Annotated in this window: 30 protein-coding genes; 17 read left to right on the forward strand and 13 right to left on the reverse strand. The window is 41.1% G+C overall.

Annotation, left to right across the window (positions count from 1 at the left end):
- Positions 1-3 precede the first annotated feature (3 nt).
- Together IMZ31_RS03820 and IMZ31_RS03825 are read left to right on the forward strand one after the other, a co-directional pair.
- Positions 4-552, forward strand: a complete 549-nt coding sequence (locus IMZ31_RS03820; RefSeq protein ID WP_036786828.1) for a GbsR/MarR family transcriptional regulator — start codon at positions 4-6, stop codon at positions 550-552.
- Positions 553-1,208: 656 nt separating this feature from the next.
- Positions 1,209-1,394 (forward strand): sporulation YhaL family protein, encoded by a 186-nt coding sequence (locus tag IMZ31_RS03825; RefSeq protein WP_036786830.1) that lies wholly within the window; start codon positions 1,209-1,211, stop codon positions 1,392-1,394.
- 55 nt (positions 1,395-1,449) lie between these two features.
- Here the strand turns inward: IMZ31_RS03825 and IMZ31_RS03830 are convergent, their stop codons facing one another.
- Complete coding sequence (locus tag IMZ31_RS03830) at positions 1,450-2,376, reverse strand: peptidylprolyl isomerase (protein ID WP_207529288.1); 927 nt, start codon at positions 2,374-2,376, stop codon at positions 1,450-1,452.
- Between the two features lie 258 nt (positions 2,377-2,634).
- Here IMZ31_RS03830 and IMZ31_RS03835 point away from each other — a divergent pair, with 258 nt between their 5' ends.
- Positions 2,635-2,724 carry a YjcZ family sporulation protein gene (locus tag IMZ31_RS03835; protein ID WP_036786834.1) on the forward strand — a complete coding sequence of 30 codons (90 nt, stop codon included), beginning with the start codon at positions 2,635-2,637 and terminating at the stop codon, positions 2,722-2,724.
- A 434-nt stretch (positions 2,725-3,158) separates the two neighbouring features.
- A protein-coding gene (locus IMZ31_RS03840) for an IS3 family transposase (RefSeq protein ID WP_371825481.1) occupies positions 3,159-4,522 on the forward strand; the annotation gives its coding sequence in 2 pieces (ribosomal slippage) (positions 3,159-3,621 and positions 3,621-4,522; 1,365 coding nt in all).
- A gap of 196 nt (positions 4,523-4,718) precedes the next feature.
- Here the strand turns inward: IMZ31_RS03840 and IMZ31_RS03845 are convergent.
- Entirely contained in the window at positions 4,719-4,898 is a 180-nt protein-coding gene (locus IMZ31_RS03845) for a hypothetical protein (RefSeq protein ID WP_036786836.1), read from the reverse strand.
- 164 nt (positions 4,899-5,062) lie between these two features.
- The gene (locus IMZ31_RS03850; protein WP_207529290.1) at positions 5,063-5,617 is read right to left on the reverse strand and encodes a DUF3267 domain-containing protein; all 555 of its coding nucleotides are present in this window, start codon (positions 5,615-5,617) and stop codon (positions 5,063-5,065) included.
- 217 nt (positions 5,618-5,834) lie between these two features.
- Between IMZ31_RS03850 and IMZ31_RS03855 the strand changes: the two genes are divergently transcribed.
- The gene (locus IMZ31_RS03855) at positions 5,835-6,173 is read left to right on the forward strand and encodes a DUF1878 family protein (RefSeq protein WP_207529291.1); all 339 of its coding nucleotides are present in this window, start codon (positions 5,835-5,837) and stop codon (positions 6,171-6,173) included.
- Here IMZ31_RS03855 and IMZ31_RS03860 read toward each other — a convergent pair.
- Both IMZ31_RS03860 and IMZ31_RS03865 read right to left on the reverse strand, forming a co-directional pair.
- Positions 6,170-6,745: an HTH-type transcriptional regulator Hpr gene (locus tag IMZ31_RS03860; protein ID WP_207529292.1), complete on the reverse strand. Its 576-nt coding sequence runs from the start codon at positions 6,743-6,745 to the stop codon at positions 6,170-6,172. The two genes, IMZ31_RS03855 and IMZ31_RS03860, sit on opposite strands and share 4 nt — an antisense overlap.
- A 246-nt stretch (positions 6,746-6,991) precedes the next feature.
- Positions 6,992-7,501: a GbsR/MarR family transcriptional regulator gene (locus IMZ31_RS03865; RefSeq protein ID WP_242705633.1), complete on the reverse strand. Its 510-nt coding sequence runs from the start codon at positions 7,499-7,501 to the stop codon at positions 6,992-6,994.
- Positions 7,502-7,790: 289 nt separating this feature from the next.
- Between IMZ31_RS03865 and IMZ31_RS03870 the strand changes: the two genes are divergently transcribed.
- From IMZ31_RS03870 to IMZ31_RS03885, 4 genes are all read left to right on the forward strand, one after another.
- Entirely contained in the window at positions 7,791-8,984 is a 1,194-nt protein-coding gene (locus IMZ31_RS03870; protein ID WP_207529293.1) for a quaternary amine ABC transporter ATP-binding protein, read from the forward strand.
- Positions 8,977-9,825, forward strand: coding sequence for an ABC transporter permease (locus IMZ31_RS03875; RefSeq protein WP_207529294.1), 849 nt, complete (start codon positions 8,977-8,979; stop codon positions 9,823-9,825). Before IMZ31_RS03870 ends, IMZ31_RS03875 begins: the two co-directional genes overlap by 8 nt.
- An 80-nt stretch (positions 9,826-9,905) precedes the next feature.
- A complete protein-coding gene (locus IMZ31_RS03880) occupies positions 9,906-10,841 on the forward strand; it encodes a glycine betaine ABC transporter substrate-binding protein (protein WP_207529295.1) in 936 nt (311 codons plus the stop codon).
- Between the two features lie 92 nt (positions 10,842-10,933).
- Positions 10,934-11,842: a glycine betaine ABC transporter substrate-binding protein gene (locus tag IMZ31_RS03885; protein WP_207529296.1), complete on the forward strand. Its 909-nt coding sequence runs from the start codon at positions 10,934-10,936 to the stop codon at positions 11,840-11,842.
- Positions 11,843-11,902: 60 nt separating this feature from the next.
- Here the strand turns inward: IMZ31_RS03885 and IMZ31_RS03890 are convergent, their stop codons facing one another.
- The 3 genes from IMZ31_RS03890 to IMZ31_RS03900 all read right to left on the reverse strand — a co-directional run bounded on the left by IMZ31_RS03890 (position 11,903) and on the right by IMZ31_RS03900 (position 13,768).
- Complete coding sequence (locus IMZ31_RS03890; protein ID WP_207529297.1) at positions 11,903-12,262, reverse strand: YtxH domain-containing protein; 360 nt, start codon at positions 12,260-12,262, stop codon at positions 11,903-11,905.
- Positions 12,263-12,676: 414 nt separating this feature from the next.
- On the reverse strand, positions 12,677-13,207 hold the full coding sequence (locus IMZ31_RS03895; protein WP_207529298.1) for a tryptophan transporter: 531 nt from the start codon (positions 13,205-13,207) through the stop codon (positions 12,677-12,679).
- 135 nt (positions 13,208-13,342) lie between these two features.
- A complete protein-coding gene (locus IMZ31_RS03900) occupies positions 13,343-13,768 on the reverse strand; it encodes an HIT family protein (RefSeq protein ID WP_207529299.1) in 426 nt (141 codons plus the stop codon).
- A gap of 638 nt (positions 13,769-14,406) precedes the next feature.
- Between IMZ31_RS03900 and IMZ31_RS03905 the strand changes: the two genes are divergently transcribed.
- Genes IMZ31_RS03905 through IMZ31_RS03915 form a run of 3 tightly spaced genes read left to right on the forward strand, consistent with a single transcriptional unit; the run spans position 14,407 to position 17,135 of the window.
- Positions 14,407-15,150: an ABC transporter ATP-binding protein gene (locus tag IMZ31_RS03905; protein ID WP_207529300.1), complete on the forward strand. Its 744-nt coding sequence runs from the start codon at positions 14,407-14,409 to the stop codon at positions 15,148-15,150.
- On the forward strand, positions 15,143-16,363 hold the full coding sequence (locus tag IMZ31_RS03910; RefSeq protein ID WP_207529301.1) for an ABC transporter permease: 1,221 nt from the start codon (positions 15,143-15,145) through the stop codon (positions 16,361-16,363). The genes IMZ31_RS03905 and IMZ31_RS03910 overlap by 8 nt, the downstream gene beginning before the upstream one ends.
- A gap of 58 nt (positions 16,364-16,421) precedes the next feature.
- A complete protein-coding gene (locus IMZ31_RS03915) occupies positions 16,422-17,135 on the forward strand; it encodes an EcsC family protein (RefSeq protein WP_207529302.1) in 714 nt (237 codons plus the stop codon).
- Here IMZ31_RS03915 and IMZ31_RS03920 read toward each other — a convergent pair.
- Both IMZ31_RS03920 and IMZ31_RS03925 read right to left on the reverse strand, forming a co-directional pair.
- Complete coding sequence (locus tag IMZ31_RS03920; protein WP_207529303.1) at positions 17,129-18,307, reverse strand: M20 family metallopeptidase; 1,179 nt, start codon at positions 18,305-18,307, stop codon at positions 17,129-17,131. The genes IMZ31_RS03915 and IMZ31_RS03920 overlap by 7 nt on opposite strands.
- A 281-nt stretch (positions 18,308-18,588) precedes the next feature.
- On the reverse strand, positions 18,589-19,023 hold the full coding sequence (locus IMZ31_RS03925) for a ferritin-like domain-containing protein (RefSeq protein WP_207529304.1): 435 nt from the start codon (positions 19,021-19,023) through the stop codon (positions 18,589-18,591).
- 129 nt (positions 19,024-19,152) lie between these two features.
- On the opposite strand from IMZ31_RS03925, the gene IMZ31_RS03930 reads away from it, so the two are divergent.
- The 5 genes from IMZ31_RS03930 (at position 19,153) to IMZ31_RS03950 (ending at position 22,938) form a co-directional block, all read left to right on the forward strand.
- The gene (locus IMZ31_RS03930) at positions 19,153-19,830 is read left to right on the forward strand and encodes a phosphatase PAP2 family protein (RefSeq protein ID WP_207529305.1); all 678 of its coding nucleotides are present in this window, start codon (positions 19,153-19,155) and stop codon (positions 19,828-19,830) included.
- 64 nt (positions 19,831-19,894) lie between these two features.
- A complete protein-coding gene (gene liaF / locus IMZ31_RS03935; RefSeq protein WP_207529306.1) occupies positions 19,895-20,653 on the forward strand; it encodes a cell wall-active antibiotics response protein LiaF in 759 nt (252 codons plus the stop codon).
- Between the two features lie 9 nt (positions 20,654-20,662).
- A complete protein-coding gene (locus tag IMZ31_RS03940; RefSeq protein WP_207529307.1) occupies positions 20,663-21,715 on the forward strand; it encodes a sensor histidine kinase in 1,053 nt (350 codons plus the stop codon).
- A complete protein-coding gene (locus IMZ31_RS03945) occupies positions 21,708-22,358 on the forward strand; it encodes a response regulator (RefSeq protein ID WP_207529308.1) in 651 nt (216 codons plus the stop codon). Before IMZ31_RS03940 ends, IMZ31_RS03945 begins: the two co-directional genes overlap by 8 nt.
- Before the next feature lie 163 nt (positions 22,359-22,521).
- On the forward strand, positions 22,522-22,938 hold the full coding sequence (locus IMZ31_RS03950) for a disulfide oxidoreductase (RefSeq protein ID WP_207529309.1): 417 nt from the start codon (positions 22,522-22,524) through the stop codon (positions 22,936-22,938).
- A gap of 46 nt (positions 22,939-22,984) precedes the next feature.
- Here the strand turns inward: IMZ31_RS03950 and IMZ31_RS03955 are convergent, their stop codons facing one another.
- The 3 genes from IMZ31_RS03955 to IMZ31_RS03965 all read right to left on the reverse strand — a co-directional run bounded on the left by IMZ31_RS03955 (position 22,985) and on the right by IMZ31_RS03965 (position 25,338).
- Positions 22,985-23,683: an amino acid ABC transporter permease gene (locus tag IMZ31_RS03955; protein ID WP_207529310.1), complete on the reverse strand. Its 699-nt coding sequence runs from the start codon at positions 23,681-23,683 to the stop codon at positions 22,985-22,987.
- Positions 23,684-23,698: 15 nt separating this feature from the next.
- Positions 23,699-24,556 (reverse strand): transporter substrate-binding domain-containing protein, encoded by an 858-nt coding sequence (locus IMZ31_RS03960; protein ID WP_207529311.1) that lies wholly within the window; start codon positions 24,554-24,556, stop codon positions 23,699-23,701.
- A 287-nt stretch (positions 24,557-24,843) separates the two neighbouring features.
- A complete protein-coding gene (locus IMZ31_RS03965) occupies positions 24,844-25,338 on the reverse strand; it encodes an antibiotic biosynthesis monooxygenase family protein (protein WP_207529312.1) in 495 nt (164 codons plus the stop codon).
- Positions 25,339-25,413 lie beyond the last annotated feature (75 nt).

A 25,413-nucleotide genomic window follows, 5' to 3' on the forward strand; every position in this document is an offset into this window, starting at 1 on the left:
CCATTGGTAGATAAAGAAAGAAGTCAAGAATGGACAGAATATGAAGAAACAATAGAAAAATTTATTCAAGTGATCGCCAAAAATATGAGCCTGTACGGAATCACCTCTTCTGTTGGTCGATTGTACGGAACGCTTTACTTTGCAGATCAGCCAATGACGCTAGATAATATGCGTGATGCGCTTGAAATGAGTAAGACAAGTATGTCGACTGGTGTTAGATCTTTATCAGAGATGAAGATGGTCGAACCAGCATTCCGAAAGGGTGTACGAAAAGATCTATATAAATCTGAAGAAGATTGGTATAAATCCTTCACATCGTTATTTGGTAACCGCTGGAGACATCATACTGAAACGAACATCGAAGAAGCTGATGAAGCGATCTCCGAACTTCGTGCCATTATGAATGATACAGACGACGAAGAATTACAAGGCATGATCCAACGCGATATCGACCGATTAGAGTATGCGAAAGAATATTACCGCTGGCTCATGAAGTTTATTCGTGTTGTTGAATCAGGCGAAATCTTTAAATACGTACCAAAGGGAGACTAAGTCTCCCTATTGGAAGGAGCATGTCTATAAAAGGACATGCTTTTTTTTATGACTATGTTAATGCTTAGAGTTGTTTTTATTCCATATAAGCCCCCTTATTTGGAACACTTGGAGTTGAGAGAATGCTTCCGTTTTCTCAAATTGAGTATAAGGTGGTTCGGGAAATCACTCGCTTTCCGCGGCGAGCTGGGAAGCCTCCTCGTTCGCTACGCTCTCTGTGGGGTCTCCCCTAGGCTCCTACTGCCGCAGGAGTCTCGCAATTTCCCGAACCACCTCTGCCATATATGAGGGAACGGAAGCATGCCACATATGAGAGGGCATATTGTTGAAGTCCCGTCACGCTCGGGCTAAGGGGACGTTATACAACTTCTGATAGGGGGCTGGGGAACGGGGAGACTCCTGCGGGAGAAAGAGGTCGACGAGACCCCGCAGGGTGGGTTTCCCGAGGAGGCTCGACAGCTCGCCCGCGGAAAGCGAGTCGTTCCCCAGCCCCCCTACCACTTAATAAACGTAACGTCCCAACTCACAATAAAGTGTCTCAGCTTTGAGTCTTCAACAATCCTGCCTTATTCTTGAACAAGCTAGTAGAGTGGGCTGGAATATTCACCTTCAACTCCGCATAGGCTTGTATCAAAAGGGGACAAGGGGGAGATTCCATGATTGCAGGAATTCCATGGTGGGTGTTAGCAATGGTTGTATTTATTTTATTTAGTGGATATATGGCACTTCGAGCGATGAAAGCTGAACAAGAAATGGAACAAAAGTTTATCGAACAAGAGGGGAAGAAGTACATGGATCGAATTGATGATGCGAAGAAGAGGAAGCAGTCGGCTTCTAGTTAGAAATAGATATTAAAAAAGGCTGCACCTTTATGGGTGTAGCCTTTTTTATATGAAATTATCCTTGGTCAGAATTTGATTCTGTATCTTCAGAAGTTGATTCTTCTTCAGCTTTCTTGTCTAAAATATCCTCTAAGCCTTCAGCTTTAACTTTTACATCAGCTTCTTCAATGAGCTTATCGATTGTTTTCTTCGCATTTTCTTGGTTAAGCTGGTTCGCCTTAAGATCTTCTTTAATCTGGTCTTTCATCTCTTCTAGAGGCTTCACGTCTTCTTTCTCACGCTTATCCGTAACTTTAATAATGTGGAAGCCAAACTCTGTCTTCACAGGTTCACTCACTTCACCTTTTTCAAGATCATAGGCAGCATCTTCAAAAGCTGGAGTCATTTTACCTGGACCGAAGTAATCAAGATCGCCTCCGTTTGAAGCAGAAGGTCCTTCTGAATACTCTTTAGCTAGTGCTGCAAAGTCTTTGTTACCTTCTTCAATTTTCTGTTTAACTTCTTGAGCTTTTTCTTCACTGCTTACAAGAATGTGGCTAGCACGGATTTCTGTTTTCATACGATCATAGTAGTTCTGAACTTCTTCATCTGAAACTTTGATCTCAGCTTTTGCAGCTTTTTGTTGCATAAGGCTTTGTTCTACTACTTTTCTGAAGTCTTCTTCAGATTTGAAGCCCATTTGAGATAGAGCTTGGTCGAACTGACCGCCAACTTGCTCTTTGTATTTTTCTACTTCTTTTTCAATTTCTTTTTCCGTTACTTCATATTTATCATCAAGAACTTCTGTCACAACCATTTCATGAAGAACTTGTTCACCATAGCGATCCTTCAGCTCTTGGTAAAATTCATCTTTCGTGATATTTCCGTTCTTGGATTCAACGACTAAATCTTTGCTCGCTTCATCGTCTCCTTGTGTCCCGGAACATGCGGATAAAGCTAATACACCTGCTGTAAGCGTCGTTGCCAAAGCAATCTTTTTCATCAGGTAAACACTCCTAATCATTTAATTGTGTCAAAAGTTTAGAGCCATTTAAGTGCTCTTCATGAGGCGTTTTTTTAAGCTTCGAGAAAGTAGCTCTTAGACAACCTAATCCTTGAAATAATATAACATACTGAGGGTATAAAACACTAGGGCTATAGGGAATTGGAGGAAAACTTTTCAAAACCGGGTCATTCGCCTATCCAGACCAAGCCCCCCCTGCATATGATACGGTAGTAAGTTAGAAAAGGGGGTGACTTCATGAGCAAAGGAGGTTACGGCGGCGGATTCGCTTTAATCGTCGTTCTATTCATTTTGTTAATCATCGTTGGTGCATCTTGGTTGTACTAATCATCCCTGAGATCGGATATAAAAGAAAAACCTCTGCCATTAGGCAGAGGTTTTTCTTTGGATGAGATAAGGTTTCCGTTAGCTTTGGTTAGGTGTAAGGTGGTTCGGGAAATCACTCGCTTTCCGCGGCGAGCTGTGGAGCCTCCTCAATCGCTACGCGCTTTCCGGGGTCTCCCCGAGGCTCCTACTGCCGCAGGAGTCTCGCAATTTCCCGAACCACCTTGCCATATTTAGAAATAACGGAAACACGCTTTGCTAGAGGGTGGACTATCCAGTTCTAAACGCGGGTCCGTTCACCATACTAACGCCAGGGGTGGATGGGGGACTGCGAGACTCCCGCGGGAAGAGTAGCCTAGGGGAGACCCCGCAGAGAGCGCAAGTGAGCTTGCCCCATATTTTTGGACACAGTTGATCCGAGAATATGAGGTGAGAAAATGAAAAAATTTACTCCATACATTAAACACGATGTGGTTCAAAGATATTTAGATGGAGGTACGAGCTACAGACAGTTAGCCGGCCGAGTGGGCGTGGATGATTCTGTCATCCGTTACTGGGTCAAACTTTACAAATATCATGAAGAAAAAGCATTTATTCCCGTCTATCCAAGCTACTCTCCAGATTTTAAAATGAGGGTGATTCAATTTATCGAAACCATGAATTACTCCATTCGAGAGGCCTCAGCCCTCTTCCGAATCCCAGACTACTCAATGGTCGCCAGGTGGAAAAAGAAGTGGGATAAAGGAGGAGCTGAAGCCCTTGATCGGTCTGGAAAGGGGCAACCAGAAATGACTAACAAGAAGCATGATTCTCAAAACGAACAGCCTAAGAGCTATGAGGATTTACAGGAAGAAAACGAACTCCTTCACATGGAAATTGCTTATTTAAAAAAGTTGAGAGCCTTAGTTCAAAAACACGACACCCGAAACATTCGAAACGATTCAAAGTAGAAGCGATCGACGAACTGAGGCGTAAACAAGGCTACTCTGCCGATCGCTTGTGTAAAATAGCCGGGCTCCCGCGTAGTACGTTTTATTATCAGGTTAAGGTGATGAATGAAACAGATCCAGATGAGGAGATCAGAACCGAGATTCATGAAATTTTTGAGGAACATGATGGTCTGTACGGCTACCGTCGCGTCCACATGGAACTTCGAAATAGAAACTATCTCGTTAACCCTAAAAAAGTCTTTCGGATTATGAAGGAAGACAATCTTAAATGCGAGGTTCGTGCACGCAAATATTATTCCTATGGCGGTAAAGTAGGAACGGTTTCTGATAACGTGTTAAACCGCGAATTTAAGGCTGAAAAACCAAATGAGAAGTGGGCAACTGACATCACAGAGTTCAAGCTGTTCGGACAGAAGATTTATCTTTCTCCCGTTCAAGATTTATTTAATGGTGAAATCATAACGTATACATGGGGATACAGACCGACGTATGCCCTTGTGGAAACCATGTTGGAGAGCGCTTTTGAGTCCCTTTCTGAATCCGATGATCTCCTCTTACACTCTGATCAAGGATGGCATTATCAAATGCCCCAATTTGTACGCCGTTTACAACGAGAAGGCGTTGTCCAAAGTATGTCGCGTAAAGGGAACTGTCATGACAACGCTGTAATGGAGAACTTCTTTGGTATCTTTAAGGCTGAATTCCTCTATAGAAAGTCATTTGAAAATATGAAAGACTTTGAAAGACAAATGGATACGTATATTCATTATTACAATACAAAACGAATTAAAGAGAGATTAAACGGGCAAAGCCCTACCAAATATCGCCAAAAAATACTAGAAGCAGTTTAAGAATTTGTGTCCAAATTTATGGGGCAAGTTCACAAGCGAACGAGGAGGCTTCCCAGCTACCCGCAGGAAAGCGAGTTGTCCCCCAGCCAGCCCAAGCACTAACTCTGTAACGGACCTATCCCGGTAGAAGGATACCTTTTGAGTCGAAAAGGTATTCAAACAAAAAAACAACGTCTTCTATGCAAGAGACGTTGTTTTAGGTATACAGGATTTCGACATAAGACGAAATCAATAGTATGGTGATTAAAATGTTAATCGTACGAAACACTTTTGGTTGTTTTTCAACAGCCATTTCCGTTTTAAGGCAAAGGGAATGGGTTAAAGAGTTAAAGACGAATAATATAAAAAGCGCAAATGGTACAAAGAATACTGACATAAATAGAAACCTCCTTTTGCACCTATGGAATTACTGTATCAAAAAAACAAAAAGTTGAACAGTAAAAATGCTTATATGTATAGAAAAACCCTTTTAAATGCATTAGCAATGAGTACCATTTTGGAATAGTCTTCATTCCCTGCATCTAAAAGGGTTTACTGGGGTTACTTTTTGTATTTGTCAATTAAGATATCATACCCATCTCTTACATTCTCAATAATGCATTGTTTTGGTGCGCGCATAAATTGGTTAACGCACAAGAAATCTGTGAAGGATAGTCCAATATTAACGGCTGTGAACAAGATGATATAAGCGAAATAATTTGGGAATACAAAGCTTGTAATCAATCCTGGTACAGACAATAGGACAGTTGGTGCTAGAGCCACCATAATGGACGTCGTTTTCGATAGCGTTGAGCAGCTTCTATAGGAAAACGTCGGAATAACGCCTTTTTTTAATTTCCAGCGAACACGAACGCGTTTGTTCAATAGTACAAGTGGAATCATATGCATCAATTTATGAATCGCAGGCAACAAGAACAATGAAGCTGCTAACGGAAGTAAGCCGTAATCATGAACTTGATGACTTTGATGAACCATAGCCAATGGTACATAAAGCAGGATAAAGGATATGACCCCAAGAATTAAGCTCAATAAGTAAATTCGGTTAGAGCCAAATTCTTTCGTGATGTTAAAGGATTTCCAGCAGTTAAGATTCATAATCAATAACCCCCTTATTTGTGACAAGATCTAGTCTTGTATAGTAAAATTTTTATAGTGAATGAATCGCTCAAATAAGATTGGCATATCGAATGATACGATGTTTTATAGAAGAAATCAATAGGCTTTTTGCAAAAAAATAAAAAAGTACCCAAAGCCTTGGGGGATGTGACTTGAAAAGGGTTAGAATGATCGGTGAACAGAGGGGGGAGTCCTAATGTACGAAATGGATTTAAACATAAAAAAAATAGCCTTTCAAGTGCAGTTGTTAACGAACAGTGAGCAAATGAAAGACTATCCTTTTACAAGAATGGTAATTGAACGAGGATTAACAGAAGAAGAATGGCAGGAGGTAATGATGTTACTAGCTACCTTAGACACTTCTTTTAAAGAAGAAGTAGAAGAAGGTTTGCTAGATTTTACGGACCTCCTGATTCATTTTGCGGGGATGCTAAACATGAAACTTCATCCGGATGAGGCCATTTTGGCCATAAAAAAAGAAGGATATTATATTGATCTTATGATCGCATTTGAAAATGTTCCGAAGGGGGATTAGTTCTCCTCGTGATCTTCTCCACCCTTAACGGATTCGGTAAAGTTGTTTTCTTTTTGAAATTCGGATTCGATATTCATCATAGAACGATCGAGAATTTCCATGTATTCATCTCCGTATATCTCTCTAACCATTGAAATTAATTCTATAAATTCAGGGTATTTCCCGTAAATGTCTTTTAACGGCATACTGCCACGAATAACGGAATTGTTCTCTGGATTATAAGATTTCATCGTTTCTAAAAGAAGCTCTTCTCCTTCTGCTGTGAGCTCAATGTACGTATTGCGCTTATCATTTTCCCGTTTGGAAAATGAGAGTAAGCCACGCTCTTCAAGCTTTTTGGAAAAGTTGAAGGCAGTAGAGACGTGCATAACCCCGAATTTAGAGATTTCAGAAACGCTTGCCCCTTTCAGATGATGGGCAATCCACAATATATGATGTTCATTTATATTTAAATTAAACGGCTTGATCCATTGTTGCCAATCTTTTTCAATCATTTTCCATAAGGCCTTGCTAAGTTGTGCCATTTTATGACTATAAAGAATGGCTTCTTGGATTGTAGTATCATCTCTCATAGCCTTCCCCCTCTCTTGATGATTACTAGATTTTTAGCTTCATATGGACAGTATTCACCATTATTATCGCAAGAAAACCCTTATAAGAGAAGATATAATGTGCACTCAAAATAGGAAATATAGCATAAAAAAGCGTTTAATCCCGTCACAAAGGGGTATTTTAAAGTAAAGTTTTTTGAAATTACGTAAAAAAATTTTTTTTAGTAAATAAAGACCCCGGTTCTTTCGCGGAACCGGGGGAAATTTTTATGAATCAGAATTAGACGGGTCTAGTTCTGAAAAGGCTTTCGAAATCAAACAATGAAAATCGATCATCTCGTTTAATTTTTCCTCTAAATGATCTGCTTCCCCACTTTTAATTTCCTTTCTCTCTTTCTTTAAAAGTAATTTCGTTTCTTCTAATGAATGTTTTTGGCGATTGGCAGCGTCTAGCCATTTGTGGATGTATGAGGACATAAATTTGTTGAACAAGTCAGAGTTTGCGGTATAGAGGTCTTTGCGCACGCCCTTCTTCCAGACACGTTCAACTAAGTTGAGGTCAAGCAAGCTTCTAATACCTGTGCTCATCGACGTTTTGCTTTTTGCCAGTGCTTCACTCATTTCATCAAGAGTCATCGGTTCGCCTTCTATATAAAGGGTACTAAACAGTAACGCTTCTGAAGGTGTAAGACTAAACATCTCAATGGTTTTAGAGAATTCTGTTATTGCATGATACTGAACTTCACTCATTATACTGTTGTTCTCAGTTTCAGACATGAAGGAACCTCCTTCTCGTTTACTACCCAACACATTACACTATTGCGATAAAATTTGGAAATATCAGATTGGGTAGCATTTCGGAGTAAAATGGAGTAATTTAAAGGTATTATTCATGTCAGTATGTTCAGTTTAAACTGTACGAAAAATATGTTCTTAAATCAAAGAATTTATCGTTTGTACTAAACAAACAGACAGTATATAGTATAAAAGGTGAGTGATTGAACGAAACACAACAGAAAAATAGTTCATTAGAAATAGTAAAAATGTTTTAGAGGGGTGAATTTAGGTGCCGATCATCAAGGTAGAAGACTTGTCAAAGATTTTCGGTAAGAATCCTTCTCAAGCGCAAGAGCTGCTTGATCAAGGACTAAAGAAAGAAGAAATTTTAAAGAAAACAGGAAATACAGTCGGTGTTAATAGAGCTTCCTTTGAAGTTGAGCAAGGCGAAATATTCGTCATCATGGGACTTTCAGGAAGTGGTAAATCAACACTAGTTCGATTGATTAATAGATTAATTGAACCGACTGAAGGCAGTGTATACATTAACGATGAGAACTTAGCTACAATGGATAGTAAAAACCTACGTCGTGTACGTCGCGAGAAAATGAGTATGGTATTCCAGCGTTTTGCTTTGTTCCCTTATCGCACCGTGCTTCAAAATACTGAGTTTGGTCTAGAAGTACAGGGGATTGATAAAACAGAACGTTCTAAAAAAGCAAAAGAATCTTTAGAACTTGTAGGGCTAGGAAGCTTTATTAACCAATTCCCAGGCCAACTTTCTGGGGGAATGCAACAACGTGTTGGGCTTGCAAGAGCTCTTGCGAATGACCCTGAAGTTCTACTAATGGACGAAGCGTTCTCTGCTTTGGATCCACTTATTCGTAAAGAAATGCAAGATGAGCTTCTTGATCTACAAGAACGCATGCAGAAGACCATTCTTTTCATTACACACGATCTTGATGAAGCACTTCGTATTGGTGATCGTATTGCGCTAATGAAAGATGGCTCCATTGTACAAATCGGTACCCCGGAAGACATTCTGGTAAACCCGGCAAACGATTATGTAGAGAAATTCGTTGAAGATGTAGATCGTTCAAAGGTTCTAACAGCGCAACACATTATGAAGCGTCCTGAAACGGTAAACATCGAGAAACATGGTCCACGCGTAGCCCTAGAGCGCATGCGTGAAGAAGGTCTTTCTAGTATTTATGTGACAGATCGATCTCGTAATTTAAAAGGTTATGTAACAGCTGAAAATGCATCTCAAGCAATAGAAGAGAATGTGAAAGATTTAACTAACGTAATCGAAACAAACGTACCAACTTGTGATCTTGACACACCAATGAATGACATCTTTGATATGATCCATAATTCACCTGTACCGATTGCAGTGGTAGAGGACGGAAAGTTACGCGGTATTATCATTCGCGGAGCCGTCATTGGAGCACTAGCAGGAAGCGAGGTGTCGATCAATGAGTAATACATTATTGCCAATGATTCCGGTAAAGACATGGGTCGATCAATCTGTTGAATGGATTACAGACACATTCGAATTTGTCTTTGATCCTATAAAGAATAATTTAGATACCTTTATTGAGTTTTTAAGTGAAACGTTGCAAATGATTAACCCATGGGTGTTTATAGCAGTTATTGCCCTTATTGCTTTCTTTGTAACAGGAAAGAGAATTGGTCTTGCTGCATTCTCCATTGTAGGTTTGTGGTTTATTCTCAACCAAGAGATGTGGGAACAGCTAATGGATACGTTCTCTCTTGTGATAACCGCCAGTCTGATTTCTGTCATAATCGGAGTTCCATTTGGAATTTGGATGGCTAAGAGTAACATTGTACAGGCAATCCTTACACCGATTTTAGACTTTATGCAGACAATGCCGGCATTCGTTTACTTAATTCCAGCCGTTGCATTCTTTGGTATTGGAATGGTTCCCGGTGTATTTGCATCTGTTATTTTCGCAGTACCACCTACAGTTCGTTTTACAAACTTAGGAATTCGTCAGGTATCGACCGAATTAATCGAAGCTGCCGATGCCTTTGGTACAACTGGTATCCAAAAGTTATTTAAAGTTCAGTTGCCAATGGCGAAAAAGACAATCATGGCAGGTATTAACCAAACAGTCATGCTAGCTCTTTCCATGGTAGTTATCGCATCCATGATCGGAGCAGAAGGTCTTGGAAAAGAAGTAATCACAGCCTTACAGCGTAATGATGTAGGTCTTGGTTTCGTAGCGGGTGTATCAATTGTAATCCTTGCGATTGTCATTGACCGCTTTACGCAAAGTTTGAATACACAAAAAGGTGAATAATTTCAGTTTGTTACTTCTTAGTTAAGAAGTTCAATAGAGTACAATTAGTTACTATTTTATAAAAGGGGAGTTTTATTAGTATGTTTAATCTTAATTGGAAACGTTTAGGTATTGCGGCGGGACTATCATTGTCTCTAGTTGCTGCAGGTTGTGGATCAGATGAAGGTTCAGAAGAAGAAAATACATCAGGTGGCGACGGTGAAAACACTGAGCAAGCCGTTAATTATGGTGAAGAGCTTGATTATACCATTACAGGTGTCGATGCAGGGGCTGGCGTTGTAGGTGCTGCTAACGATGCTATTGAGACTTACGGATTAGACGGTTGGGAAGTTCAAACGTCTTCTAGTGGTGCGATGACACAAGCACTTACACAAGCAATCGAAGATGAAGAACCGATCATCGTTACAGGTTGGACCCCGCACTGGAAATTCGCTGAGTATGACCTACACTATCTTGAAGACCCAGAAGGTGTATTCGGTGGTGAAGAACAAATCAAAACAATGGCGAAGCAAGGGCTGAAAGATGAGAAGCCAAATCTTCATAAAATTCTAGACCAATTTAACTGGACAGCAGCTGATATGGAGTCTGTAATGCTTGAAATCCGTAACGGTACTCCAGAAGAAGAAGCAGCGAAAAACTGGATTGATGAAAACCAAGATAAAGTTGATGAGTGGACAAAGGGTACTGAAGAAGTTGACGGTACAACAGCTAAGCTTGCCTATGTAGCTTGGGACTCTGAAATTGCCTCTACAAACGTTATCGGTGAAGTTCTTCGCCAGCAAGGCTTTGAGGTAGAACTTAGCCAATTAGATAACGGTGTTATGTGGAAAGCTGTAGCTGAAGGCGAAGCTGATGGAATGGTAGCAGCTTGGTTACCTGGAACACACGGAGACCTTTACGAGTCTTATGAAGATCAATTAGAAGATCTTGGAGCGAACCTTGAAGGTGCTAAGATTGGTTTAGTCGTTCCTGATTACATGGACGTTGAATCAATTGAAGATCTTCAAGCAGAATAAGAATTTTTAGTAACACATAGCCTGCCTACTCTTGTAGGTGGGCTGTCTTTTTAAAATGTTATACACACAATACATATCAAAGGGGTTATATCATGAATTGGAAAAAGCTCGGAATAACAGCAGGTTTATCATTGTCGTTGGCACTAGCTGCCTGTGGTTCAACAGAGGACGACTCTAGCGGGGACTCAGGTGATACAAAGGCTTCAGTAGGTGAACAACTCGAGTACACCCTTACAGGAATCGAGTCAGGTGCTGGTATTATGGTCGCAACAGATAATGCATTAAAGGACTATGAGAATCTAGAAGGATGGGAAGTCTCTTCAAGCTCCTCAGCCGTTATGACAGAACAGCTTGGAAATGCTATTGATAACGAAGAACCGATCATCGTAACAGGTTGGACGCCACACTGGAAATTTGCTGAATACGATTTGAAGTACTTAGAAGACCCTAAGGAAGTATACGGTGGTACTGAACATATTAATACGATTGTACGTAAAGGATTCGAGAAGGATATGCCGGATGCTGCAAAAATTCTTGATAACTTTAAATGGTCTCCTGATGACATGCAAAGCGTGATGCTTGAACTTCAGGAAGGTACAGAACCTGTCAAAGCAGCTCAAAACTGGATTGAAAATAACCAGGATCAAGTGGACGAGTGGACAAAAGGTATTGAAGATGGAAGTGGCACAGTTAAACTTGCTTATGTACCATGGCAATCAGAGATCAGTTCAACACATGTCATTTCTGAAGTGCTAAAACAAAAAGGGTTTGAAACAGATCTAACTCAAGCGGGAATCGGACCAATGTTCCAAGCTATTGCTGAAGGTGATTCTGATGCGATGACCTCTGCATGGTTACCACGTACCCACGGTGATCATTATGAAAGCTTCGAAGAAGAGTTCGTTGATTTAGGAGCAAATCTTGAAGGCGCTAAAATTGGTTTAGTTGTACCAGATTACATGGATGTTGAATCAATTGAAGACCTAGAGCCAAAAGAATAATGTAAAAGTAAAGGTGTACTCCCAAAGTAGGGAGTACACCTTTTTACGTTTAGATAAAAGCTATTGTTGTTTAGCCTTCTCTTCGAGCTCTTTCAAGCTCTCTTCAATTTCCTGTAAGTGTTTTTGAATGTTTTTTTGATGGGGTTCAATCGTTTGCTTCCAGCTTTCGATTGATTGTTTTACTTCCGTTGAGAGTTCTCGTAGTAACGAAGCACCTTCTTTAGATGTTTTCGCAATTTGTTCTGTCAGTTGTTTGCCTTCACCTTGCAAGTTTGCAAGCGTAGTTTTGAGTTGGTCGCTAGAATCTCTAACTTGTTGCCGTACTCTCGTTCCGGATGAAGGAGCAGACAATAGTGTAGCTGATGCACTTACGACTCCTCCTACGACAAATCCAAGTAGTAATGATTTCCCTTTTCCCATAACCACAACTCCTTTCCTTACTATCCTCTATTATATCCGTTTTTCCTTTTTGTGTTGAGGTATAAACTTTATTTCTTGCAGAAAAGTCATAACAATGCAGGAACTAAGGCGGGAAAAGGGCAGGAATTAGGGGAAGTGACTAAAGCGAGCGTGGAGTTGCGAAAGAGGGAATCGAAGTGACTAAAACGAGTGCGGAGTTACGAAAGAAGAGGTCGAAGTGACTAAAAACGAGTGCGTAGTGACGAAAGAGAGGATCGAACTGACTAAAGCGAGCGAGGAGTTACGAAAGAAGAGACTGAAGTGATTAAAGAAGAATTTGAATTTACGAACGTCCGTGTGAATGGTCCGAAGGTAAAGTGGTTCTCTGTAATCAAAAAAGAGTGCGCTCCTTGTAAGGAACACACTCTTAACGTTTTATGCAGTTGCGATGCGGGATCGTTTTGAAATCTTTTCAACGATCGGGTAAATAACCGTCATGGCTACTGTGTTGAATGCAGCTGTCGGAAGGACAATGGTTGCGTACATGATCATAAAGCTTCCTTCTACAAGACCAATAATGTTAACAGCTACAAATAGGAATATAGCTCCGCTAATTAGCGTACCTACAAGCGTTACACTTGCAGCAAGGACTTTCCTATTTATAAATTTACCTGCAGCCAGGACAATTCCGAAAGCGACAAGCGCTGTTAAAGGCTTATCGATTAAGTTTGCAATCTGACCTCCAGGTAATCCTGTTGTTAAAGCAGCAATTGCTCCTGTAACAAGGGATAAAAGCATAACATATTGGAACTTAGGAAATAGGATAATTCCTAGAAACATCATAATCAAGAGCATATCAGGCTTCATCCCATTCACAATAGGTGGAGCGAAAATATGCAATACAGCACCAATCCCAACAATTAACGACAACAATACCAACACACGCGTGTCTAGACGACTCTTCACGTTACATCTCTCCTCTTCTAAACTAGTCTCAACTTACCTTCCAGTTGTGTCCTTTTGACCAACTGCGAAAGTCTGATTCAATTATAACAAAACTCTCTCGAAAGCTAAACATCTCAGATTCTTACAGTTTAAGTTCTATTCAATATGGGTGGCAATTTCTCCGGCAATTGTTTGAAGTTGCTCAGGCGTATAGGCGTTAGCATGCTCTTCCCACTTCGCGGCAAATCCATCATTCTTCCCGTATCGAGGAATAAGATGAATATGTAGGTGGAATACAGACTGTCCTGCCGCTTCTTCGTTGTTGTTAAGTATGTTTAATCCAACCGGCTCATAAGTTGCTTTAATCGCATTAGCAATCTTTGGAACACGAGAAAACACTTTCTCCGCTACATCAGAAGACGTTTCGTACACGTTTTTGACGTGATCTTTAGGAATGACAAGTGTATGTCCCTTTGTGACTTGGCTAATGTCTAGAAAAGCATACACATCTTCATCCTCATACACTTTCGCAGAAGGAATTTCTCCATCACGAATTTTACAAAAGATACAATCTTGGCTCATCTAATCTCCTCCATTTCAGCCCATGGCTATATTGTGTATATATCGTATCAGAAAATAGGACAAGTTCCAATTTGCAAGACGTGAATTTAAATTGAGCAAATGTTTCCGTTTGCCATGGTTGGGTGTAAGGTGGTCCCAAAGCCTGCCCTAGCACTTTTACAGTAACGGACCTTAGCATTATAAAAACCAAAAAGCAGAGTGCCTCATAAGAGACACCCTGCCTGTAAGAAGGTTTGGGAGACGTTGGTATCCTTAACGGATGTTTGGGAAACACTTTGACACGCGTGGGGTTGCCACTAGTGTACAGAGATCATCGGAATGGACTCTGTAGAATCGTGTCTAAAGCTCGCGAATATACCTGCTGTCAACACCTCATTTAGTGAATGCGTGTTTTTATAAAGCTCTTACCAGATGGTGGAGTTTATCTCAGCGTGGTCTTTCACAGACACCTCATTTCAAATTTTAAGAAGAACTTAAACCTTGAACGCAGTGAACAGTGATTTGCTCCTGGACAACGTCTCCCGTTGCCTTCAAGAGTATTATGGGCAGAATGGACAGGTCTTATACAAAAAAGTAACGATTTTTTTGGCAAAGTGTCAGGGGAATGATAAAATTTGGAGAAGAAGAGAGGGATACAAATGAAATCACTATTACATATTCAAGATCTTGTAGGTGGATACACGCACAAAAATGTTTTACACGGCATTTCATTTGATATACAGCCGGGTGAAATTGTAGGCTTAATTGGATTAAATGGAGCTGGTAAAAGTACAACGATTAAACATATTATTGGGTTAATGCAGGCGAAACAAGGGAGTGTCACAGTAAACGGAAAAACGTTTCAGGAAGACCCTGAGGGGTACAGAAGCCAATTCACCTATATTCCGGAGATGCCAATTCTCTATGAAGAGTTAACACTGCGGGAACACCTTCGTTTAACCGCAATGGCTTACGGATTAACAGAAGAGGTTTTTGAAGAGCGCTTACAGCCATTGCTGAAGGAATTTCGTTTAGAGAAGAAATTGGATTTCTTTCCTGTTCATTTCTCTAAAGGGATGCGTCAGAAGGTCATGATTATGTGTGCCTTTTTGGTGGAGCCTTCTTTATATATTGTGGATGAGCCTTTTGTTGGGTTGGACCCGTTAGGTATTCAATCGTACTTGCAGTTAATGAATGAGATGAAAGACCAGGGAGCAGGTGTACTCATGTCGACACATATACTAGCCACAGCGGAACGCTATTGTGATCGATTTGTTATTCTTCATGACGGGGAAATTCGTGCAAAAGGAACGCTTGAAGAACTGCGCAAGTCCTTCTCTATGCCAGATGCGACGTTAGATGATCTCTACGTCCAGCTTACGAAGGAAGATGATCATGCTTAAGATTGATCCTCAAGAGCTGTGGCGGGGACGACTTGACTCTCATACAAAAGAGATGGGTCGTTATTTACGATTAATGTTCAATGATCATTTTTCTTTTGCTATGTTTTTCTTCTTAGCGGGTATGACCTATAATTACCAACAGTGGTTGGCTACGTTAGACTCAAGTTTTCCAACGGCCCTTGTGATGGGGATCGTGTTTTCTAGCCTTTTAACGTACAGTCCAATTCGTACCTTTCTAAGGGAAGCAGACTTAGTCTTTTTACTCCCGGCAGAACATCGGTTGGCGAGCTTTTTTAGAAGTGGAATTCTTTATAGCTTCTTCTTACAAGTCTTTGGATTGTTTTTCGTCGTGGTCGCTTTTGGTCCGCTTTACTTTGCAACGTATTCAGGAAGAGCGACGTCTGAATTTGTTTTATTTGGAATTGTGATTTTGATTCTAAAGGGATGGAACACGCTCTCTCATTGGTGGGAATTGAACAGCCGATTTGGAATGAGTGGATACATTGACCCGATCTTGCGCTTCTTATTAAATGGGCTGACGATTTTCTTCTTCGTTCGAGGAGACTGGATATTTGCTGGTGCAACCACCACTCTTTTCTTCGCTGTGATGATGTATGACTACAGCTTAGCTAAGAAGCGTAAAGGCATTGCTTGGGACTTGTTAATTCAAAAAGACCAGCAGCGCATGCAAGTGTTTTATCGAATTGCCAATATGTTCACTGATGTACCACACCTAAAGAATAGTGTGAAGAAGCGACATTGGCTCGTTCGTTTGATTAAAAAACCGATTCCGTTTTCAAGTGATAAGACATTTGATTACTTGTATAGAATTACGTTTATCAGAAGTAGTGATTACCTTGGGTTATACATTCGACTTGTTCTCATTGCTGGAGCGTTCGTCTATTTCATACCGAACATATGGATGAAAATTGCGTTTAGTTTCTTGTTTATTTATCTAAGCGGCTTTCAGATGGTTACACTATGGCAGCATCATAGAGACGTACTGTGGCTTGACCTTTACCCTTTACGAATCGAATCGAGGAGAAGAGCCCTTACGAAATGGCTATTCCAACTGTTGATTGTAAAGACGGCGTTATTAGGTCTTGTATTTCTGTTTCTAGGGAACCTAATGGGTTTAGCCATCGTATTAGTTGGCGGGGCACTCTTTAGTTACTTTATGTCTCATAAGTATTTAACAAAACGATTAACATAACACGTTGCCGGCCCTTGAAACATGATTGGGTCGGCTTTTTGTATAGGAGGATGGATTAATGAAAACGCCTTATGAAGAGAGGAAGCATCAGGAAGCTCTCCGCTGGGTAAAAGGGATGGAGAAGAGGAGCTCGATTGTGCAGAGGAAATCGAAAGGAATACAAACAACTATGAACAATTGGGTGCCTGAGCGTATTCATAAAGTAGTATCAGGTAGTGTAAAGCAAATGATTGAACTGTCGTTAACGAGTTCTCATTATATCTATCCGATTCAAGTGAATGATGCGTGGAGTCTGAAGGAGCGAGAGGAGCAAGTTGAAGCAAGGCTTAGGGATTATAAGCGTACCGCTGCACTAGAAGGAGCCGGAACAGGAGCTGGTGGCATAGTGTTAGGGGTTGCCGATTTTCCATTACTCCTAGGTATAAAAATGAAGTTTCTTTTCGATACGGCTAGAATTTATGGGTTTTCGGTTGAAGATTATGAAGAGAGACTGTTCGTCCTGCACGTGTTTATGCTTGCTTTCTCAAGCGATGAGAAGCGTAAGGAGATTCTAAGGCGCGTGTTGAACTGGGAGCATGAAAAAGAAGCGGTAAAAGATGTGGACTGGAAGACATTGCAACTAGAATACCGGGACTCGATTGATTTCGTTAAAATGTTACAGCTAATCCCTGGCTTTGGGGCAATTGTAGGAGCATGGGCAAATACGAAATTGTTGAAACAATTAGCGGAGACGGCTCAAAACGCCTACCGTCTCCGCATAATGGGTTACTGATGATTTTGTTGATAGACAACGTAAGACTGGAATAGTGTTTTTGCAGCAATAGGAAGGGCGCGTTCATCGATATCAAATTTCGGGTGGTGATGAGGATAAACATGTCCTTCTTTTTGTGCGCCTGTAAAGAAAAAGGCACCTGGTCGCTCGAGAATATAGTAGGAGAAGTCCTCTCCAGTCATAACGGGCTCAACATAATGGGCCTGATTAACGCCTGGTGTGTTAGTGGCACCTTCAATGACCATCGCGGCTTCCTCAGGGTGATTCACGACTGGAGGATACCCTTTCATATAATTAAATTCATAACTTGCGTCGTGAGTCGTGCAAACCCCTTTAATGTGTTTTTCCATCTCACGAATGACGAGCTCTTGCACATCAGGACTAAACGTACGTACCGTTCCTTTTAATGTAGCTGTATCCGCGATAACGTTAAAGGTAGTTCCTGCTTCAAATGTGCCGACTGTGACAACGGCTGATTTCAAAGGGTCGAGCTTACGACTCACGATTTGTTGGAGAGAAGTTACGAGTTCTGAGCCGATAACGATGGAGTCCTTCGTTTGGTGAGGCTGGGCCCCGTGGCCACCTTGACCTTGAATCGTAATTTCAAAAGCATCTGCTCCTGCAAAGAAAGCTTCAGGAGCGGTTTCAATGGTTCCTACTGGTGTATTACTCCAAAGGTGTGTACCAAATACAGCATCAACGCCTTCAAGAGCACCGGCCTCTACCATCTGCTTGGCGCCACCTGGAGGGGTTTCCTCAGCATGTTGGTGTAAGAAAATGATCGTGCCAGGGATGTCGTCCTGATGAGATGTTAGGGCTTTGGCAAGGCACAGTAAAGAAGCGGTGTGTCCGTCATGACCGCAAGCATGCATCACATTTGGGACTGTTGACTTGTAGGGAACATCTTTTTCATCTTGTATAGGAAGCGCATCAAAGTCAGCGCGTAACGCAACCGTCTTACCAGGTTTCCCGCCTTCTAATGTAGCCAGGATTCCGTTTCCTCCGACTCCTGTTTGGTGAGGAATTCCTAATTCTTTATAAAAATTTGATATATACTTGGATGTTTCTGTTTCTTGGAATGATAATTCAGGATGTTGATGCAGGTAACGGCGAATATCAACCATTTCGTCGTAATGAGCATCGATGTCTTGTAAGATTTTTTGTAAGTCCATGGATTTCCCTCCTTGTGTTAGCCATATTATAACAAAGACGAAAAACTATGAATATACAGACAACTTGGAGGTTGTCTTTTTATATTGAGTGGTAGGGGGTGTCCGGGAAAGGCTCGCTATCCAGCGGCCCCGCTTGATGTGGGGGCGTTCGACGTTGGCTATTGACGTGACGGTTGTAGTCGAACCTCCTCAATCACTATAATAAAGGTAAATATATTGCATAAAAAAAGAGCCGTACCGCTTATTAAGCGGTACGGCTCTTTTACTAAAAAGAATAACCCTTATTGCAAACGAGGGTCTGCTAATAGACGTTCCATTTCTTCCATGTGACCCGTTTCGTCTGCGATCATGTCGTCTAATTTGACAACAAGTTCTGTGTAACCAAGTTCTTCGGCTTGTTCTTTGCGCTCTTCGTAACGACGGATTGTGTCTTGTTCAGCGCGTTTTGCTTCTTCAAGCATATCTTTAACGTCTGATAGTTGTTTAACTTCAGCTGGTTTAGTAGTTGGTGTACCACCTAGAGTTTTAATCTTCTCAGCTAGGTAAAGTGCATGACCTTGTTCATCACCAATTTCAGATTCGAAGAATGGTTTTAACACTTGATAGTAAAGTCCTTGAACGGTAGCAGCATTGTATGTGTACATAATGCTTGCTGCATATTCGTGTGCTAAGTCTTCGTTTAAGCCGTCAATTAGATTTTGTACTTTTTGATCCATCATAATCACCCCTGTTTAGATTTGTTCGTTGTGTATATCATGTCGCACAATATCAATGTACCCTGCTCAAAAAAAACTAAACATATGGCTCAAGCCTTAGTAAAATAGATGAGAAAGGAGAGGAATAGAGTGGAATCATATTCAAGTTTTTCTAAAAAGTCTTTGTGTATTTCAGGAGCAGGCATACTAGGGTTGTCGCTCATGTTAATGGTCCTTGTTTTGACAGGGCAGGCTGGTTTGATGGACGATTGGGCGGCCCAGTTTGTTGATGGATCAGGGGAGGGGATGCACCAATTCTTTTCTGCACTCACACCGCTTGGTTCTAGTAAAGTACTTGGTCCTGTCGCACTTTTATTTGTTACCTTAATTGGAATCGTTAAGAAAGACTGGATCCAGGCCGGTATGATGTTTATAGGTGTACTAGTGGGATATGGATTTAATATCGTATTGAAGAGTATGGTTGCAAGAGAGCGCCCAGTTATAAATGAAGGGGTTGAGGGATTTAGTTTTCCTAGTGGCCACGCAATGGTTTCGTTGATTTGTGCTGTGCTGGCTTTTTATTTCCTGAGTAGAAAGGCACGTTCAAAGGTAATGGTTGCGACAAGTTCCGTTGTGGGTTTTACCCTTGTATTCTTAATCGGAATCAGTCGAGTATTTGAAGGAGCTCACTACTTCTCAGATGTATTAGCGGGCTTTACGTTTGGGTTTGTTTTTGCAGGCGTTTGGATTGTAATGTACGAATGGATGGAGAAGAGAACCAATCTCCGTCTAGAGGCGGAGGAGAAGACCACCCGTAGCATGTTCTAAAAGATAAGGGAAAGCGCTAAGATAATTATAGAGATAGGGCTTACTTAGGAAAAGGGTGGTTAAAATGAAACGCGTTAGTTTTACAAATTTTATCCTTGCATTGGCATTGATTGTTGGTGGAACGTTTATATTATTGGCGAATCTTGACGTTATTTCCCTGGAAATGTGGCAATTATTTTCTTATAGTTATCCTTTCATACTCCTTGTTGTTGGGCTAAAGTTCATCCTAGATAGTATACTTAAAAGAGATGACCATTGGGGGTTAGGAATTTTAACTTCTGTGTTTGCGACTCTTCTTATGATGGATCGTTTTGAATGGATTACCTTTACAGCGGGAGATATCTGGTTACTATGGCCATTAATCTTAGTCATTATTGGTTTTAGAATCTTCCTTTCAAAAGGGACGAAACCCAAAGTTGAAATCATATTTGATGACGATCATCAAGATGAAAGTTTCAAAAGAAAGAAGAGTGCGATTGGAGACTACTCTTTCACGAACAGTGATTGGGCAGTGGAACCAATGAACTTATGGAATGCGGTTGGAGATTACAAGTTCGATTTTACAAAGGCGTTTATTCCTGAGAAGGACACTCCCTTTAAGCTTTCAGGAATTGTTGGGGATGTGAAGATTCTAATGCCTGAGAACGTGGCCTTTCGAGTAGAGGCAAATGTGAAGACTGGAGACATACGAATCCTTGACCAAAAGGCAGACGGATTAAACCGTGTCATGAGTTACCAGACACCTGATTATGAAACTTCAACACGTAAAGTTACATTCTATATTAACTTAAAAGTGGGCAATATACGCCTGGACCGAGTGTAGGTGATGAGAATGTTAAAACGACTGAGTAGTGTTCGCTATTGCTTTATTCGATCTCATTTTTATGGGATGTTTCTAACGGTGCTCATTTTAATGTCAGTTTTATTAGGTTTTTATGTGCTAAGTGAACCTAGTTGGCTAAGTCAGGGATCCATTTTTTTCTTTATTGGTTTGTTTATTGTAGTTTCAGGACTTGTATCAATTTATGTTGGATTTCAGTCAAGCGGTGGCATTAAAGAAAAGCTTGATGGAATGACAACGATGATCCGTGCATTAGCTCAAGGAAGCTACACCGCCAAAATTTATTTGAATACAGATGATGAATTTGAACATATTGCGGAAGAATTAAATGAGTTAGCAGGCAAATTGCAAAGCCAAGTAAAATCTCTTCAGCGAATGGCAGATGAGAAATCAGAGTTTGCCAAGACCGCTCATAAAGCAGCCACGATTGAAGAAAGACAACGTTTAGCACGTGATCTTCATGATGCAGTAAGCCAACAGTTGTTTGCATTAACCATGATGGCACAAGCCACCGAGCGTTTATTTGATCAAGATCCTGATCGAGCAAAAGCGCAGCTTGGGGAGATCACCTCTATGTCGCTTCAGGCTCAAACAGAAATGAGAGCCTTGCTTTTACATTTAAGGCCCGTTCATTTGTCTGGTGAGTCCTTGCATGAAGGAATCCAGACGCTCATTCATGAATTACAAGAGAAATGTCAAATCGAGTTTTCTGTCGATCTAGATGACACCATTGCCTTATCTGATGGGGCAGAGGAGCACCTCTTTCGTATCGTACAAGAGGCCTTATCAAACATTTTGCGTCATGCTGAAGCGTCCGATGTTCAAATCTCGTTAAAGGGCATGAGTGACCAAGTGTTTTTACATATTAGTGATAACGGGAAAGGGTTCCATGTAAACCAAGATAAGAAAACCTCGTATGGCTTAAAAACCATGCAGGAACGAACCGAAGAAATTGGTGGTACCTTTGCACTTCGTTCTAAGCCAGGAGAAGGGACTTACATTGATATAAGAATTCCAATTCAGGAGGCGGTTGCGGATGAGTGAGGCGATTAGAATGGTGGTTGTAGATGACCATGATGTGGTTCGTAAAGGCGTTATTGCCTATTTAATGACAGAGCCGATGTTTGATATTGTTGGCGAAGCTTCAAGTGGAAATGAGGGCGCTAAACTAGTTCTTAAAGAAAAACCTGATGTAGTGCTGATGGACCTTATGATGGAAAATGGGGATGGCATTGAAGCTACAAAGCAGATTATGAGTGAGCTCCCTGATTGTAAAATTATTATTCTCACGAGCTATTATGATGATGAGAAAGTGTTCCCAGCGCTTGAAGCAGGGGCATTCAGTTATATGTTAAAAACATCTTCAGCAGATGAGATTGCTTCGGCGATTAAGAAGGCTGCCAAAGGTGAGACACACATTGAACCTAAAGTTGCTAACAAAATGATGACACGTTTCCGTTCTAAAGAAAAGAAGCTCCATGATGACCTGACTGGGCGGGAGCTAGAGGTATTGATGTGTATTGGTGATGGATTAACGAACCAAGAAATTAGCGAAAAGCTATTTATCGGAATTAAAACGGTTAAGACACACGTAAGCAATGTTTTAAGTAAATTAGCTGTGCAAGACCGTACTCAAGCAGCGGTCTATGCGCATAAGAATGGGCTCATTCGTTCAAAAGATTCATAAAGAAGAGTCGAGTACAAAATCGCCATGATTTTGTACTCGATTTTTTCGTTGATACAAGAAATGTTGAGTGGTAAGGATGACCTTCATCTCTTTTTTACTAGAATCCGTGATTCACCTTTATTATACTGAAGGGAGAATGTTTTGAATTGGGGATGTTTTGATGATGAGTGAACGTGTGCAGAAGGTGCTCTTTATTACCTGGTTAACGTCCGTTTTAGCGACATTTGGGAGTCTATTTTTTTCAGAAGTGATGGACTTTATTCCTTGTGAGAAATGTTGGTACCAGCGGATTTTAATGTATCCGCTCGTATTGTTATATGGAATCGCCTTGGCTCGTAAGGATCTTAGGTATGGAGCTGCCGGGTTGTTCATGAGTGGTTTAGGTATTTTAGTGGCAGCCTATCACTATGGAATGCAAAAGCTACCGTTTTTAAAGGATGCAGGGGATGGATGTAACGTCGTCTCTTGTGGAAGTACGTATATTAATTGGGGAGGATTTATTACGATCCCTCTACTATCCTTTACAGCTTTTACAATTATATTTGTTTGCCACATGTGGATGGTGCGCAACAATAAATAAGAAATGGCCCTGTGCTTTTTGAGGCACGGGCCATTTTATTTTTCAATTACTTTTTGTGAAAATCATAGCGAGCTTCTAAGCGTTCTTGGAATGTGGCGATGATGATGCAAAGAGGCCAGTATATAAAGGCTACCAGCAGGTAAAGCGTCATGGCATCTCCTGTGCGTCCAATCACAATTTTGGCGTGTTGAATCATTTCAGGAACAGAAATAATTGCTGCCAGGGATGTTGCTTTGACTAAATCAAGCATTACATTAGTAAGAGGCGGTAAGGCGATTCGAGTAGCTTGAGGGACAATGACAAATCGTACCGTCTGCCAGTAACTGAGCCCTAGTGCTCTCGAGGCTTCCCACTGTCCATTTGAAACACTTTTCAATGAAGCGCGTATGATTTCTGCGTTGTAAGCAGCACTATTTAAACCGAACGCTACGACAGCTGAGGTAACGGCCGACATGGAAATTCCAATGAAAGGAAAGCCAAAATATAATAGAAAGAGAAAGACAAGAATGGGTGTCCCTCTCATAAAGGAAATATAGAGCCTGGATGGCCAGCGCAAGTAAAAAGCAGAGGAAGAGCGGCCTAATGATAGAAAGAACCCTAGTAAGAGACCAATTGCCATCCCGGCTAAGGAGATGGCAATGGTGTAAGGGAGTCCCTCTAGAACAGTAGGTAAGCTCTCCCACGCAAGACGCGGGTTGAAAAGCTTATCTAGTTCCATTTCTAGAAAAAAAGTAGGACTTATCATAAATGATCAACGCCTTTAAGAGTCTAAGCCTTCGATTTCAGTGATCTCACCTTCAGGCTGTTTAGAAGCGTCTTCCCCAAGGAAGAATTTCTTCGACAGCTCTGTAAGTGTCCCGTCTTCACGTAATTCTTCAAGCGCTTCATTCATTTTCTTTTGAATTTCAGTGTCTTCTTGCTCGAGTAGAATCGCTTGTTTCGTAGGGTGAACTTTAATGTCTGGGTGAAGGACTAGATCAAACTGAGGAAAAGCATTAATTCCTAGTTTGGATAGGTAGTAATCGTTAATGATTACGTCTGTCTCTCCTCTGTCTACGTCACGAAGGTAGACGTCGTTCGTGGCGTTATCGTATGTTACGACTTCAGCATCGTAATGACGTGCAATATCACTAAATACAGAGGTAGCCGCACCACCGGCACGCTTGCCTTCTAGGTCATCAAGTGTTTCAATACCGCTTAACCCGTCTTCACGGACAACCAATGTCGTATATGAATATTTATAAGGCGTCGTAAACGCATATTTTTCTTCACGTTTATCGGTTACCTCTATGTCGTTAATCGCTGCATCGATGCGTCCGCTGTTCATAGCAGCAAATAGAGCGTCAAATCCCATCTCTTGAAACTTCACATCAACGCCAAGCTTTTCTCCAATCGCACGCATAACTTCGACGTCATAGCCTGATAGTTTATCAGAATCTTTAGGATAGTAAGAGGTTGCTACTAGGGTGCCGGATGTCCCGACTACAATCTCTCCTTCTTCCTGTACTTTATCCCAAGTAGTCGTTTCTTTTTCCTTCTCATTGCCCTCAGATGAACCACAAGCGGCTAAGATGAAAACAAAAGCCAAACTTACTACAAACATAAGTTGTTTTTTCATAGTTGCTCGTTCCCTTCATGTTAATTAGATATAAAAACCTATCTAACTATAACAACATAATCTCTCAATTTCAAAAGAAAGAAATTTACAATTCTCACAAATTCCGCACCACTGCTGTACAAGATTAAAGGGTGTCAGACACGCGTCAGCCTATTACACAGTTAAAGCGTGCCAGACACCTTTTCGTGCTGTGAAGCATTAATGGGTGTCTGGCACGCTTCTTTGCTTTAGAGTTTGAGAGTGTTTGGCAATAGAAAAAGCCAGCTTTTTGCTGGCTTTGTGTATGTTTAGTCTGGTTTTGTCATATGATATTTCGTTAAGTAGGCTGGTCCTGCTGAGAAGGATGGTTTTTCTGTGCTTTGAGGTCCTGAATTTTTGTGAGCCTTTTGGAAGGCTTGGGAATTCTTCCAGTCTTCAAAGCTTGATTCATCTTTCCACTGAGTGAAGACAACGTACGTATTGCCTTCTTCTGGACGTAAGATTCGGATCGCCTGAAACCCAGGTGAATCTTCGATTGCGCCTGCACGGTTTTTGAAGCGATCTTCAAAGAGTGGGCGCCCTTCATCTGTTACAGGGATGTTGTTCATGACAACAAATCCTTCTTCTTGAAGCTCTCCTTGGTGATCAACAGTTTCATAAGAGCGTGGCTCTTGGAAGATGTTTTCCCCTTCTGTATAAGCAAGGGCAGAACTTTCACCCTGCATAAGAAAGATCTTTTGGTCGTGCTTTTCAGTTAAAGAAGCCAGGTAATCATAGGTGCCAAGTGTCATATATACATTCATGAAAACGTCTCCTTTCTATTAAGTTAAGTTTAGCAACGAAAGAATTTAAAAAGCAAGCAAGAAGGAAGCCTTTTT

It is taken from the genome of Pontibacillus sp. ALD_SL1, from assembly GCF_017355605.1.

What these genes read in the sequence shown, in the direction of transcription:
- IMZ31_RS03825 (WP_036786830.1), top strand. Translation starts at nt 1,209, where the DNA reads ATGATTGCAGGAATTCCATGGTGGGTGTTAGCAATGGTTGTATTTATT.
- IMZ31_RS03830 (WP_207529288.1), bottom strand. Translation starts at nt 2,376, where the DNA reads ATGAAAAAGATTGCTTTGGCAACGACGCTTACAGCAGGTGTATTAGCT.
- IMZ31_RS03835 (WP_036786834.1), top strand. Translation starts at nt 2,635, where the DNA reads ATGAGCAAAGGAGGTTACGGCGGCGGATTCGCTTTAATCGTCGTTCTA.
- IMZ31_RS03845 (WP_036786836.1), bottom strand. Translation starts at nt 4,898, where the DNA reads ATGTCAGTATTCTTTGTACCATTTGCGCTTTTTATATTATTCGTCTTT.
- IMZ31_RS03850 (WP_207529290.1), bottom strand. Translation starts at nt 5,617, where the DNA reads ATGAATCTTAACTGCTGGAAATCCTTTAACATCACGAAAGAATTTGGC.
- IMZ31_RS03855 (WP_207529291.1), top strand. Translation starts at nt 5,835, where the DNA reads ATGTACGAAATGGATTTAAACATAAAAAAAATAGCCTTTCAAGTGCAG.
- IMZ31_RS03860 (WP_207529292.1), bottom strand. Translation starts at nt 6,745, where the DNA reads ATGAGAGATGATACTACAATCCAAGAAGCCATTCTTTATAGTCATAAA.
- IMZ31_RS03865 (WP_242705633.1), bottom strand. Translation starts at nt 7,501, where the DNA reads ATGTCTGAAACTGAGAACAACAGTATAATGAGTGAAGTTCAGTATCAT.
- IMZ31_RS03875 (WP_207529294.1), top strand. Translation starts at nt 8,977, where the DNA reads ATGAGTAATACATTATTGCCAATGATTCCGGTAAAGACATGGGTCGAT.
- IMZ31_RS03880 (WP_207529295.1), top strand. Translation starts at nt 9,906, where the DNA reads ATGTTTAATCTTAATTGGAAACGTTTAGGTATTGCGGCGGGACTATCA.
- IMZ31_RS03885 (WP_207529296.1), top strand. Translation starts at nt 10,934, where the DNA reads ATGAATTGGAAAAAGCTCGGAATAACAGCAGGTTTATCATTGTCGTTG.
- IMZ31_RS03890 (WP_207529297.1), bottom strand. Translation starts at nt 12,262, where the DNA reads ATGGGAAAAGGGAAATCATTACTACTTGGATTTGTCGTAGGAGGAGTC.
- IMZ31_RS03900 (WP_207529299.1), bottom strand. Translation starts at nt 13,768, where the DNA reads ATGAGCCAAGATTGTATCTTTTGTAAAATTCGTGATGGAGAAATTCCT.
- IMZ31_RS03905 (WP_207529300.1), top strand. Translation starts at nt 14,407, where the DNA reads ATGAAATCACTATTACATATTCAAGATCTTGTAGGTGGATACACGCAC.
- IMZ31_RS03910 (WP_207529301.1), top strand. Translation starts at nt 15,143, where the DNA reads ATGCTTAAGATTGATCCTCAAGAGCTGTGGCGGGGACGACTTGACTCT.
- IMZ31_RS03915 (WP_207529302.1), top strand. Translation starts at nt 16,422, where the DNA reads ATGAAAACGCCTTATGAAGAGAGGAAGCATCAGGAAGCTCTCCGCTGG.
- IMZ31_RS03920 (WP_207529303.1), bottom strand. Translation starts at nt 18,307, where the DNA reads ATGGACTTACAAAAAATCTTACAAGACATCGATGCTCATTACGACGAA.
- IMZ31_RS03925 (WP_207529304.1), bottom strand. Translation starts at nt 19,023, where the DNA reads ATGGATCAAAAAGTACAAAATCTAATTGACGGCTTAAACGAAGACTTA.
- liaF (WP_207529306.1), top strand. Translation starts at nt 19,895, where the DNA reads ATGAAACGCGTTAGTTTTACAAATTTTATCCTTGCATTGGCATTGATT.
- IMZ31_RS03940 (WP_207529307.1), top strand. Translation starts at nt 20,663, where the DNA reads ATGTTAAAACGACTGAGTAGTGTTCGCTATTGCTTTATTCGATCTCAT.
- IMZ31_RS03945 (WP_207529308.1), top strand. Translation starts at nt 21,708, where the DNA reads ATGAGTGAGGCGATTAGAATGGTGGTTGTAGATGACCATGATGTGGTT.
- IMZ31_RS03950 (WP_207529309.1), top strand. Translation starts at nt 22,522, where the DNA reads ATGAGTGAACGTGTGCAGAAGGTGCTCTTTATTACCTGGTTAACGTCC.
- IMZ31_RS03955 (WP_207529310.1), bottom strand. Translation starts at nt 23,683, where the DNA reads ATGATAAGTCCTACTTTTTTTCTAGAAATGGAACTAGATAAGCTTTTC.
- IMZ31_RS03960 (WP_207529311.1), bottom strand. Translation starts at nt 24,556, where the DNA reads ATGAAAAAACAACTTATGTTTGTAGTAAGTTTGGCTTTTGTTTTCATC.
- IMZ31_RS03965 (WP_207529312.1), bottom strand. Translation starts at nt 25,338, where the DNA reads ATGAATGTATATATGACACTTGGCACCTATGATTACCTGGCTTCTTTA.